9 protein-coding genes are annotated in these 13041 nt (G+C 45.3%); 6 read left to right on the top strand and 3 right to left on the bottom strand.

All coding sequences use genetic code 11. The features are described 5' to 3' along the window. Positions 1-23: 23 nt before the first annotated feature. The gene (locus ACM0P2_RS07880; protein ID WP_419227522.1) at positions 24-1301 is read right to left on the bottom strand and encodes a diguanylate cyclase; all 1278 of its coding nucleotides are present in this window, start codon (positions 1299-1301) and stop codon (positions 24-26) included. A 224-nt stretch (positions 1302-1525) separates the two neighbouring features. Continuing rightward, on the bottom strand, positions 1526-1885 hold the full coding sequence (locus tag ACM0P2_RS07875) for a winged helix-turn-helix transcriptional regulator (protein WP_105930922.1): 360 nt from the start codon (positions 1883-1885) through the stop codon (positions 1526-1528). A 433-nt stretch (positions 1886-2318) separates the two neighbouring features. Here ACM0P2_RS07875 and ACM0P2_RS07870 point away from each other — a divergent pair, with 433 nt between their 5' ends. Together ACM0P2_RS07870 and ACM0P2_RS07865 are read left to right on the top strand one after the other, a co-directional pair. Next, positions 2319-2810, top strand: coding sequence for a (2Fe-2S)-binding protein (locus ACM0P2_RS07870; RefSeq protein ID WP_419227521.1), 492 nt, complete (start codon positions 2319-2321; stop codon positions 2808-2810). Continuing rightward, on the top strand, positions 2807-5104 hold the full coding sequence (locus ACM0P2_RS07865; protein ID WP_159117245.1) for a xanthine dehydrogenase family protein molybdopterin-binding subunit: 2298 nt from the start codon (positions 2807-2809) through the stop codon (positions 5102-5104). Before ACM0P2_RS07870 ends, ACM0P2_RS07865 begins: the two co-directional genes overlap by 4 nt. Positions 5105-5179: 75 nt before the next feature. Here the strand turns inward: ACM0P2_RS07865 and ACM0P2_RS07860 are convergent, their stop codons facing one another. Next, positions 5180-5689, bottom strand: a complete 510-nt coding sequence (locus ACM0P2_RS07860) for an acyloxyacyl hydrolase (protein WP_159117244.1) — start codon at positions 5687-5689, stop codon at positions 5180-5182. A gap of 313 nt (positions 5690-6002) precedes the next feature. Here ACM0P2_RS07860 and ACM0P2_RS07855 point away from each other — a divergent pair, with 313 nt between their 5' ends. From ACM0P2_RS07855 to ACM0P2_RS07840, 4 genes are all read left to right on the top strand, one after another. Beyond that, positions 6003-6641 (top strand): NAD(P)H-dependent oxidoreductase, encoded by a 639-nt coding sequence (locus ACM0P2_RS07855; RefSeq protein ID WP_159117243.1) that lies wholly within the window; start codon positions 6003-6005, stop codon positions 6639-6641. A 1-nt stretch (position 6642) separates the two neighbouring features. Further along, entirely contained in the window at positions 6643-8583 is a 1941-nt protein-coding gene (locus ACM0P2_RS07850) for a monovalent cation:proton antiporter-2 (CPA2) family protein (protein WP_159117242.1), read from the top strand. Between the two features lie 246 nt (positions 8584-8829). Beyond that, positions 8830-9963: an efflux RND transporter periplasmic adaptor subunit gene (locus ACM0P2_RS07845; protein WP_159117241.1), complete on the top strand. Its 1134-nt coding sequence runs from the start codon at positions 8830-8832 to the stop codon at positions 9961-9963. A 3-nt stretch (positions 9964-9966) separates the two neighbouring features. Beyond that, positions 9967-13014 carry an efflux RND transporter permease subunit gene (locus ACM0P2_RS07840; protein WP_159117240.1) on the top strand — a complete coding sequence of 1016 codons (3048 nt, stop codon included), beginning with the start codon at positions 9967-9969 and terminating at the stop codon, positions 13012-13014. Positions 13015-13041: the final 27 nt, after the last annotated feature.

Below are 13041 nucleotides of genomic sequence, written 5' to 3'. Positions count from 1 at the left end.
CGGTATAGGCACGCTCTACTTACCTATACCGCTTTATCAATTATTGCTTCGGCTTGCCGACAGTGCTTTTTTCCATACATTTCCTCGTCAGCTCGGTCCAACCACTCCTGAACCGAAGTTATATCTTCGTGCCACTCGACCCAACCCACGCTATATTCGATAGGGACAACTTCGCTTTCGCTTACCTTTATTTGAAACTTGCACTGTGCAGCTCGTTCAAAAAATGCTTCTGCTTCCTTCCCACTTGTTCCATAGAGCAAAATAACGAACTCATCGCCACCAATACGGCCAAACCGGTCACTATCCCTCAGTAGCTGGCTCATTGACTCTGAGAATGTGACTAAGGCCTTATCTCCAAGTTTGTGACCGTACTTATCGTTTATTTCTTTAAATTTATTAAGGTCTATATACACAAGGGTGGAGGTTTGTTGACCTCTATCCATTCGCGCTATCTCATCACTTAACTGACTAAAAATTTCTCGTCTGTTGGCCAGCCCTGTGAGGGAGTCAGTTTTTGAAAGGTGCTCTAGCTTGGTTACAGCACTCATTAGCGCTTGCTGTTGAACTTTTTCTCTCGTTATATCATCTGCCGTACCCAGAATACGGGATTCTCTTTCTCTATCATCGAATAAAAGACTTCCTCTATCATGAAGGTACTTTATTTCACCTTTCGAGTCATAGATCCGGTATTGAATATCCCAATTTTGAAGTGGTCGACGGTTGAATACGTTTAACACTCTGGCTTTGTCATCTTCGTGAACATAATCGAGAAACCGCATTGGATGGCAGTATAGTTCGTACTCATTGCGACCAAAAATGTTCTCATAGCCATCATTGACGTACTGCATTTTGCCAAGGTCGGGCGTGGCCACCCATATGAAGGTTCTATCTGAAAAGGCGCTGACTATTTTGCTAAATAATGCATCGATTTGAAAAAGCTCTGACTGGATACGCTTTTTATCGTCGATATCTTCAACCACTGAAATGAAATAATCGGGGTTGTTGCTTTTATCTCTGACAAGAGAAACTGTCAGTTGCGCCCACACATACTCGCCGTCTCGCCTTATGTAACGTTTTTCTAGCGAATATTTGTCAATTTTACCTTTCAACAAATTTTCAAGGTAATCGAGATCTTCATCTAAATATTCTGGTGCGGTTAACTCTTGAAAAGTAAGTTGTGTAAGCTCTTTTTCAGCGTACCCCAAGAAATCACAAAGTTTCTTGTTAACACGTATAAAGCTTCCGTCAATACTTACGTGGGCTAACCCCACAGGACAGGAGTGAAAAGTCTTTTCAAACATGGGGCTTAGCCCCCTTACGTGACTGCATTCCATCGCCTCTTAAGTGAGTAATCACACAATATGATCACAGCTTATACTTTCGTATAACTAATTATAGATTAGTTTTATTTTTCCGCTAAAAAATGTCCCTAAGAAAAAGGATTAGATACGTTCTGTAGAATCTGACCTTTCAAGCACGCCGAAGAGAAGCGGTGCATCACGAACGCACCGCATAGGCACTCGTTTTAATTATCTGAGTGACTTTCAGACCACACGCGAAGCTGTTCGAGTATGTCTAACGCAGAGCGACCAAATTCAGTAAGACTATAAGTGACAGCAATGGGTCGGGTATCAATAACGCTGCGCAAAACCATCCCATTGTTTTCAAGTTCTTTTAGGCGCTGATCGATCATTTTACGGCTTGCGCCACCAAGCATTCTGCACAAGTCGTTAAAGCGAACCGGTTCATCTTTAAGATGATAGATGATTGAGCCTGTCCACTTTCCACCTATTAACCGCATTCCACGCTCAATAGCACAGGGTTCAGTACACGTATTTAGTACCGTTTTTTTACCCTTGGCATCTGTTTTAATCTCAGTTTTCATTCATGTCCTTTAAAAGAGCGACCAGTAACCAAAAGTATACTAATTGCTAAATTAAACAAGGTTACTAAACTATACCATGCTTAGAAGCTAACCCAAAGGCTAGCTCCTTTCGCATTTTAGCCTTGTGTTTTTTAAAAGGTTCATGCCTGACGCGCAACTTAAAACCCTATTACACATATTTTTTTTGAGCTTTGAAACCCTCGCAAGCATCGAAAAATAGATCTTTTCAGAAGCTTTGCGAGTAAGGGTTTCCAATACACCAACTTAATGTTGAAGCTTAGCTTTGCCCTAAAACGGCGTTGTTTGTGAATAAACACAGGTAAAGACGAAAAATTTAGCATTAAGCACTATAGTAATTCGGTATGCCAAGCGGGCTAATCAAACCTTTCTTGGTGAGACTGTCTGTAACTCTAACTACTCGGTAATAACGACCATGATTGAATTTATATTGAATGGAAATAAAGTGCAGACGGATGCTGCCGCAGATACCCCACTTGTATGGGTAATACGAGACGAATTTGGGCTTAAAGGAACGAAGTTTGGGTGTGGTGTTGCCATGTGCGGAGTTTGCACTGTTCATATTGATGGTAACGCAATTCGTTCATGCTCATATCCGGTTTCCGCGGCCAATGGCAAAGAAGTCAGTACCATAGAAAGCTTGAATGGCGAGCACCCACTTCAGTCTGCTTGGGTCGAAGAGCAGGTTCCCCAATGTGGCTACTGTCAATCTGGTCAAATTATGCAGGCTGCAACCCTTCTTAAAAGCAACCCTAACCCGACAGACGAAGAAATTGTCAACCATATGAATTCAAATTACTGTCGCTGCATGGCCTATACGCGGATTAAAAAAGCAATTAAACGCGCCGCAACCTCTTCTGTAGAATATTTTGACCCAAACGCATCGAAAAAAGGTGAAAACGCATGAGCATAAAAGATATTTCTAAAGAAAAGAAAGACATGGTTAGCCTTTCTCGCCGCTCTTTTATGGTAGGGTCGGTGAAAACTTCATTACTCATGGCTTTTGGTGCTTCAGCCCTCCCTTCCTTGTTATCTGCAAAAGAAGCGCTAGCATCAAAAACCTTTGCGCCTAATATATGGTTTGAAATGGACACCACCGGCAAGGTAATAGTGAACATTGCTAAAGCAGAAATGGGTCAGCATGTTGGCACAGCCATCGCTCGAATCTTAGCTGACGAACTGGAATGCGACTGGAATAAAGTTGCTATTGTTCACGTTGATACAGATCCGAAGTGGGGCTATATGGTCACAGGCGGCTCTTGGTCAGTTTTTCAAACCTATAAACCCATGTCTCAAGCTGGCGCTGCCGGCCGGCAAGTGTTAGTTCGCGCGGGTGCTGAACTGCTTGGAGTTTCAGAGTCTAGCTGTGAAGCAAAGTCAGGGTTTATCGTATCTGGGAGCAAGAAGATAAGCTACGGCGATATTGTTGCCAAAGGAAATATTGACAAGACATTTTCAGCGGATGAGTTGTCGGCGTTACCAATCAAGCCTGGCAATAAGAAGCACCTTATTGGCATAGGTAACGATTATAAAGCGCTGGATATCCCACCTAAAACCGATGGAACTGCAGTGTATGGTATTGATGTTGAAGTCGACAATATGCTTTACGCTCGCCCTATCCTTCCGCCTACGCGATATGGAAGCACGGTAACGAATGTAGACGACAGCCAAGCTAAATCACTGCCTGGCTACAAAGGCTATAAAGTGTTGTCTGACCCATCGAATACTGTTGAGGGGTGGGTAGCTATTCTCGCCAGCGATTACCCTACTGCTATCAAAGCCGTGGACATGGTTAAGGTGACATACAACGCCGGTAAAACGGTTAATGTAAATGAAGCTGATATTCAAAAAGAAGGCGAGCGAATTTGTAGAGACCGTAATGAAGGTACACTTTTCGTCGATGAGGGTAATATTGTAGAAGCGCAACAAAAAGCGGCGAATACTATCGAGGCTATGTACACCACCTCTACTGCTAGTCACTTTCAACTTGAACCCGTAAACGCCGTTGCCGAGTTTAAAGACGGAAAGTGGCATATTCACACGGGAAATCAGTGGCAGGGCCTTACGCTACCGGCCGTTGCCAAGGCGGCAGGTGTCTCTGATTCTGAGGTTGTGATTCATCAATATTACTTGGGGGGTGGCTTTGGTCGCCGTCTTTTTGGCGACTGGATTATTCCTACAGTACTTACAGCGAAAGCGGTAGGTCAACCTGTGAAAATGTTGTTTATGCGGCCTGACGACGCAATGTTCGACCAACCGAGGTCTGCGTCTACATCGCTCTTTAACGCTGCTTTTGATGAATCTGGCAAGTTTTTAGGAATGGAGCATGCGCTAGCCGCTGGCTGGCCGACTCTCGCTATGGCACCGAGCTTCATGCCCGACGGTGTGGATGGAAAAGGTAAAGTAGACCCGTTTTCAGCTTCCGGCGCAGACCACTGGTATACCATGGAGCATCACAGAGCACGGGTTATTAATAACAAAGTAGCGCAAGACACCTTTACTCCCGGCTGGCTGCGTTCAGTGGGCCAAGGGTGGATAGTGTGGGGACTGGAAAGCTTTATCGATGAGGTTGCTCACGAAGCTAAGCAAAACCCTGTCGATTTCAGACTTGCCATGCTTGATGGTAAAGGCAAACAAGCGGGCAAAGCGCCTGAAAGTGTTGGCGGAGCTAAACGGTTAGCCAACACCCTTGAAATCCTTAAGAGCAAGACCGCAAATGTAAAGCTAGCTGAGAACGAAGGCATTGGCTATAGCGTCACCGCAGGGCAAGAGCGCACTATGCCTGCTTGGTTAGCTACCGCTGCCCACGTCCATGTTGATAAGGCGTCAGGCAAAATCACACTTAAAAAACTTTGGGTTGTGGCTGATGCTGGTATCGTGGTTCATCCAGATGGTGCTATGGCACAAATGGAAGGCTCTTTACTATGGGGCACTAGCCTAGCACTGTTCGAGCATAACGAAATAAAGAACGGTTATGTTGCGAAGAAAAACCTTACCACCTATCAACCGCTGCGAATGAAAGATGTACCTGAAATGGATATCGAATTCGTTGAAAGCGACGAATTCCCGGTGGGCTTAGGTGAGCCTGGTGTTATCGGTGTCGCACCTGCTGTGGGTAACGCGGTTTATCAGGCTGCGGGGGTGCGTTTGCGTCACCTTCCTATGTTATCTTCCCATGTTACTGAGGCGCTTAGTGCCTGAGATAGAATGTAAATCAAACAACCCGCGAAATCGCGGGTTGTTTTTTTGTTAGCTACGCAAAGCGAGAAGATCAGTTTAGAAATGATAGTGCGCGCTTAAAACGAAAGATTCAGAACCTGGGTTTCTATCCCCTAAGCCACCGTTTGAAATATGCCCAATCTCAGCTTCAAATGACAATAATTCAGAAACGTTATACAGCCCGGCAATTGAAGAATAAAACTCGACGGTATCACCTAAGTTTTCAGCTTCATCAACGATACCTGCGTGAAACGCAGCGCGTATTGAAAACCCCTTGTATCGGTAAATATCTTTGGCAATGCCCGCTGCAAAATAGTGCTGACCTTGATCTGCATTAATTAAAAGTACCGTCGGTCTTAAATCATAAAATTGCGCTATGGGCTTATGAATATAAGCGACATGCATGGCATAGCGGTCGGCATCGTCGAATAGGTTCCAAACTGCCGCACCGGCTTTTAACTCGCTTCCTTGCGGTAAAGCGTAACTTTTAGGCGCGAAAAGTGAAAGAATTGCAGATGAAAAGATTAAAGGTAATGTAAGTGTGAGTGTTTTACGTGTCATTTTCATGGTTATACTGTTCTCAGAGATTGTTTCGTTTTAATGTTTAAGAAAAACTAACAGTCCTCATAAAGGTGAAAAAATACCGTTCTGTCGAAGACGTCAATGTATCGTTAACAGAATAATGGATACTAGGTTACTTTTTTCAACCTGATTACTTTTAGTAATCTTATAACTTTGTAGAAAAAGACATTCACTATTGCTCTAAATATTTTGTTGCATGTGGATAATAGTATTAAGACACCAAAAGGTTTCGTTCTTTGGCGTACGTACAAGGCCGGTAAACCAGGCCATTTAAGTTGGATGATATCGAGTGCAGTGTATGAGTGACAAAAGTACTATTGAAGAGACAAAGCGCAGTAAAAAGGTCCTCGTGCTTTTTGCCCACCCTGCACAGACTGAATCTGAGGTGAATGTTCCCCTTTTTCACGAGGCCAATTTAAACAGGCACGTCACTGCCGTCGATTTATATGCAGAATATCCCGACTTTAATATTGATATTGAGCGAGAACAGCAGCGCTTAATCGATCACGATGTGATCGTATTTCTTTTTCCCCTTTACTGGTACTCAACGCCATCCATTTTGAAAGAGTGGCAGGATTTGGTGTTAGAATATGGTTTTGCCTACGGCCATGAAGGCACTGCACTTAAAGACAAAATCTTTCTCTGCGCGCTTAGCGCTGGCGGAAAAGAAGAAGCCTATCAAACCGATGGTTTTAATCACTACACGATTAGGCAATTGCTTCAACCCCTCGAACAAATGGCTCAGATCACGCAAATGACTTATGTTGCTCCGTTTGCCCTTTTCGGTTCTAGAACCGCTCAAGAAGAGGCGCGAGTTTATGAGCATAGGGGCAAGTGGACCACCCTATTGAATAAACTGACAACCAATAGCCTTGATATAGAAAAAGCACAGCATATCGAAAATCTTGCTGACCTTTGTACTTCGCAGGGAGAATAACGTGACGGGCTATTTTTTATACGCATTTATCTATCTGGTTGCCGCTGTAATAGCCGTACCCATTGCGAAACGCCTTGGATTAGGTTCTGTATTAGGTTATCTCATTGCAGGGCTGGTTATAGGCCCAATATTCGGCCTTGTTGGCGATGAAACGGTTGCCATTCAACACTTTGCTGAATTTGGTGTTGTGATGATGCTTTTTCTAGTGGGTCTTGAGCTTGAACCGCGCTCTCTCTGGGCGATGAAGTCTAAGTTGGTTGGCTTAGGTGGCCTGCAATTAGGTTTAACAACGGCCCTCATCACAGCAACAGCCATGTGGCTAAGCCAGCCATTCGGTATTTCGCTCACCATTGGCCTTATCTTTGCCCTTTCTTCAACCGCTATTGTCTTACAAACACTTCAAGAAAAAGGTCTTCAAAAGACTGAAGGGGGTAAAAGCGCCTTCTCCGTCTTATTGTTTCAAGATATTGCGGTTATTCCCATGCTCGCGTTTATTCCGCTCCTTGCCATTCCCGAACTGATAAACGCAGGCACTGAACATGGAGGTAACTCAAGCTCCCACGACAGTTTTAATCTGGTTGAAGGGCTTGCCCCGTGGGCCTCGGGGCTTGTTATTATCGGGTCTGTCGCATTTCTAACTATTGGCGCTCATTACTTAAGCCGCCCACTTTTCAAGTATGTTGCGGCTTCGGGCTTACGGGAAATATTTACGGCCACGGCGCTTATGCTCATTATCGGCATTGCCGCGTTAATGGGGCTTGTTGGCTTATCACCTGCCCTTGGGGCTTTTTTAGCGGGTGTGGTACTCGCTAACAGTGAGTTCCGACATGAACTGGAAGCCAATATAGAGCCATTCAAAGGATTATTACTGGGGCTTTTCTTCATAACCGTTGGAGCCGGCATTAATTTTTCTGTGCTTTCTGAAAACCCCATGTTGATAGCGGGGCTAACAATAGCGGTAATGTTATCTAAAGCCATTGTACTTTTTGTCGTTGCTCTAATCTTTAAGATTAAAGGCACCAACAAATGGCTGTTTACGCTGAGTCTTGCTCAAGCCGGGGAATTTGGCTTTGTTTTACTCAGTTTTGCTTCTCAAAATTACGTGCTGCCCAGTGATATCATTTCGATCCTCTCGTTGGTTGTCGCCATCTCTATGTTCTTAACGCCCGGGCTCTTCATTTTATTTGATAAGGCGATTATTCCCCGCTATAAAAATGCGAAGTCAACGCGCTCTGACGACGAGATTGATGAAAAAGGTACCGTTGTTATTGCTGGGATAGGACGCTTCGGTCAAATAATCAACCGTTTGCTCGTTGCAAACGATGTCAAAACCGTTGTACTCGATATTCGTTCTGAGCAAATAGACCTTATTCGTCGTATTGGTACCAAAGCCTTTTTTGGCGATGCATCTAAACCCGATATCTTACATACCGCAGGGGCGCACGAGTCCGCTTTATTAGTTATCGCTATTGATGACCGGGAAACGGCAGCAGAGATGGTCAAATACGCAAAACATGCTTACCCAAATATAAAAGTCCTTGCCCGCGCTTTCGACCGTGGTCACGGTTATCGGCTGCGTCAACTCGGTGCAGACTATGTGGTATCAGAAACCTATCATAGTGCGCTTGAAATGGGCGCTGAAGCTTTGCGTTCTCTCAACATTCATCCTTTTCATGTTGAGCGTCAAAAAATGGCTTATAAAAATATCGAGTCTCAGCAAAATGACGTGCTTTATCATGCCTGGGCAGACGATGCCAGTGGTGAACGAGTTGATAACAATTACCTTAAGCTCTTTATTGAACTTGAGTCGCTAATTGAAAATGCCCTAAAAGCAGATTTACACGACAAACATTCTAGAATGCGTGGCTGGACACCGCCACCCAAAGGCTATGCTGAAAAGCTTGCACCAGATGAAAAGCCGGATGAAACTGAAGGGCATTAAGAGAGAATCGTTCGAACGTTAGGGCAAATTGAAAATAACGAAAATATCGCAGCTGTGAATAAAAGTTAACTTTCACCTGATCGAATTGGGAAAATAACGCTATAACCTTTATGTACACATAGCGCAGCGTGTATTGCCTTTTACTCGCTTGCGTAGATTGAACAGGGATCGATTGTTCGATACATATAAATATCCCTCCGAGATATGTAGCTGAAGCAAACGTAATTTATTTGAATGGAGAGTACCATGTTGTCTGAAAAAAGCCGTTATCGCAGCCTAGCCACACCCGCTGTGATTGCTTTCATAGCACTTGTCGGGTTAAGCGCCTGTCAGGAAGCGCCAACCCCGCCCAAAGCGGCTTCCTCAACACCGGTAACCCTTTATAATGTTCAACACTCAGACGAAACCATCGCTAAATTTCCCGGACAAGTAGAAGCAGCGGAGTATTCAAATCTTTCATTTCGCATCGGCGGCAAGCTTCAAGAGCTAAACGTAAAAGCGGGCGAAGAAGTAAAAGAAAATCAGCTTATAGCGCGACTTGATGACAGAGATGCAAAAGCCCAGCTTGCTACGGCCCAATCTCAATTTGATGTGTCTTCTGCTATGTTCGAACGCATGGAGGCATCGGTAGAAAAAGGGGCGGTAAGCCGCTCTACGTTTGACGAAGCCAGGGCAAACTTTTTGGCGGCTAAAGCAAGTCTAACTAACGCAAAAGACCAATTGAGCTACACAGAACTTCGCGCTCCATTCGCCGGTCTCATTGCGTCTGTACCGGTTGAAAACTATCAAGTGATCGTGCCTCAGCAAACCATTGCTGAACTTCATTTGCCCGGCGCTATCGACGTGACATTCCAATTGCCAGAGCAAAAAATGCGTATGATTGACCGCTCGCGAGCAAGAGAAAATAGTTCATCTGAAATGGCTTGGGTTACCTTCTCTGGCATGCCAGAAAAGCGCTACCCCGCCATGTATAAGGACCACGAGAGCACCACGCGACAAGGGGAACTTAGCTACGAGGTCACCATTACCCTACCTGAGCCTGACGACATCAACGTGTTATCGGGTATGAGTGCAACCGTATTATTAGACATGTCTAAGCTTATTGAGTCTGATACAAAACTATGGCTGGTACCTTTTGGCGCAGTTGTTACAGATAACGCCGAGCCTGACAAGGCAATAGTGTGGCGTTTTAAACCCGACAACGGTAACGGCAAAAAGGGAACGGTAGAAGCCGTTCAAGTTATGATAACTCGCGGCATTTCTAACGGCTTATTGGTAGAAGGCCCATTAAACGATGACGATAGAATCGTCGCTGCTGGTGCCCACCTTGTCAAAGAGGGCCAAGCTGTTACGGAGTGGACGAAAGAAGGAGGCCTGTAGATCATGGTCGAGTATTTTTTTCGTCAAAAGGTTATTAGCTGGATGGTCGCCATCATTTTGGGTGTGGGCGGCGTAGTTACTTTTTTAGGCTTAGGTCAGCTTGAATTTCCCGAGTTCACCATTCGAAATGCCCTTGTTATTACACAATATCCGGGCGCGACACCAGAACAGGTTGAAGAGGAAGTCACTCTGCAACTTGAAAAGGCTATTCAGCGAATACCCAATGTTAAGCGCATTAGCTCGGTCAACATGGTAGGCCTTTCACAGATCACCGTTGAGCTTAAAAGCGGTGTTCAGGCAAAAGATTTAGAACAGTATTGGGACAATTTGCGCCGCAAAGTAGGAGACGCTCAAGCGTCACTGCCCCCTGGAACAAGTACCTCCATCGTGAACGACGACTTTGGCGATGTATTTGGCTTATTACTTACTTTAAAAAGTGAAGATTATTCGCTTAAGCAAATGGAAGACTTTGCCGACTTGATGCAGCGGGAAATACAGCTGGTTGAAGGGGTTAAAAAGGTTTCTATTGCGGGCACGGTCCGTGAGCAAATCATCGTGTCGTTAGATCACGATAAAATGAAAGCCCTTAACGTTTCGGCTGAGTCGATTGCTGGCCTGTTAACTGCGCAAAATGTTGTGGGCAACGCAGGCTCGATCAAAGTGCAAGGTAAACGCCTGTCCATTCAGCCAACTGGCGAGTTTGACAACTTAGAAGCCCTCGGCCAGGTAGTGATTGGCTCACCTGCAAGTGGCCTTATTCGCCTAACGGATATCGCGACTATTGAGCGAAAACTTAACGACACGCCGTCTATTCTTTATCACAGTTCTGGCACACCTGCCCTTTCCATTGGTGTATCGTTCGCTTCAGCAGTGAATGTGGTGGATGTGGGCAAGCGATTAGATACTAAAATTTCCGAATTAGAACAGCGCATGCCATTAGGGATGACGCTTAACACCGTTTACAACCAGCCAATCGTGGTAGATGATTCTGTTACCGGTTTCCTGATTAATCTTGTTGAAGCGGTAGCCATCGTCATCTTTGTGCTTCTTCTTTTTATGGGCTGGCGCAGTGGCGTATTGATGGGGCTCATTCTTGTACTGACTATTCTTGGCACCTTTATTTTGATGTCGGTAAAAGGCATTGAGTTACAAAAAATCTCTTTGGGCGCCCTTATCATTGCCCTTGGCATGTTGGTCGACAACGCCATTGTGGTAACTGAAGGTATGTTAATTGGTGTTAGAAAAGGGCAGACCAAGCTTCAGGCGGCGAAAGACGTGGTGTCTCAAAACGGTTTACCGCTTCTTGGCGCTACCGTTATCGCCATCACTGCTTTTGCGCCTATTGGTCTATCACCCGATGCCACAGGTGAATTCGTCGGCTCACTTTTCTGGGTGCTTTGCTTCTCGCTTTTCTTAAGCTGGATAACAGCCCTTACTATTACGCCTTTCTTTTTCGACCTGCTGTTTAAAACTGAAAAAGAACGTGGCGCTAATGATGAAGATGACGACCCATACAAGGGCATTATTTTCACGGTATATAAACGCGTGCTTACTGCTGCGATTAATCATCGTTACGCGACAATAGTACTGGTACTCGTTGCACTAGTCGGCAGCATGGCGTCAGGTAAATTTGTGAAAAACGCATTCTTCCCAGATTCGTCTACTCCCCTTTTCTTTGTCGATTTGTGGCTGCCCGAAGGCAGCGATATTTTAACCACCGAGCAGTCGATACGACGCCTAGAGTCCAAGGTGTTGGACATGAAGGACATAGCTAATATTACTAGCGTTATAGGCGGTGGTGCACAGCGGCTTACTCTGACCTATGCGCCAGAAGATAGATATGCCAGTTATGGACAGCTCATTGTTGAGACCAATACGGTTGAGTCGCGCGACGCGCGTATGCGAGAAATCATTGAGTTGGTGCGAGAAGACTTCCCTAATGTGCAATACAAAGTAAAAGCACTTCAAGTAGGCCCTTCTGCAAAAGCGGCAATTGAAGCGAGAATTTACGGGCCAGAGCCTGAAATTTTGCGTGAGATCAGCAGCGATATTGAAGCCATATTTCAAGCAGAGAAAACTATGGACAGCGTTCGCCTGTCGTGGAGCAATAAAGTTCCTTTTGTCGAACCTGTATTTTTGGAAGAACAAGCCCGACGTATCGGCGTAACACGAGATGCCGTTCACACTGCGTTTCTACTTAACAACGAAGGTGAAACAGTTGGGCTTTATCGCGAAGGTAGCGATTTAATCCCCATTATCATGCGCAATGATCCAAACCAACGCTATGATATCGACAACCTTGCCTCTCTTAACGTATGGAGCAAAGAACAAGGTAAGTACATCAGCATGGCCGACGTGATCAGTAACGTTGATGTATCGCTTGATAACCCTATCATCAAACGCCGTAATCGGGTGCGTATGCTGGCAGTTTATGCTGAACCCATGCCTTTATCCGGAGAAACGGCAGCTAGCGTGCAAGCGAAAGTTCGCCCTCTTGTAGAAGAACTTAAACTGCCTGATGGCTATCGCATTGAATGGGGCGGCGAATATGAAACCTCTCGCGATGCGCAGAGCGCCCTCTTCGCGAGTATGCCGATTGGTATTTTGGGTATGTTTATCATTACCGTGCTCCTTTTTGGCAGACTTCGCCAAGCGTTAGCGATATGGGGCGTAATACCGCTTACCACCATCGGCATTATTGGCGGCTTAGTATTAGTGGGTGCACCGTTTACTTTTATGGCACTGCTTGGCAGCTTGAGCCTTATTGGTATGGTGCTTAAAAACGGCATTGTGTTGATGGAAGAGATTAACGTGCAAGCCAAGGGCGATAGCGGCGCATTTGAAGCGGTTGTTACCGCGTCAGTGTCTCGTGTTCGCCCTGTTTCTATGGCGGCTATTACTACTATATTGGGTATGATCCCACTGTTTTCTGACGCGTTCTTCGCATCAATGGCGGTCGTCATTGTATTTGGTCTGACCGTCGCCACCGTGCTAACACTGCTTATTTTACCAGTGCTGCACTGCACGTTCCACGGTATTAAGTCTGAATGACCATTTGCTTATAAGCTTTAACGCGCG

It is taken from the genome of Alteromonas sp. OM2203 (assembly GCF_048517045.1).
In the GTDB taxonomy this organism is placed as follows: Bacteria; Pseudomonadota; Gammaproteobacteria; order Enterobacterales; family Alteromonadaceae; genus Alteromonas; species Alteromonas gracilis.
This window is presented reverse-complemented; position numbering and strand designations above follow the sequence as displayed.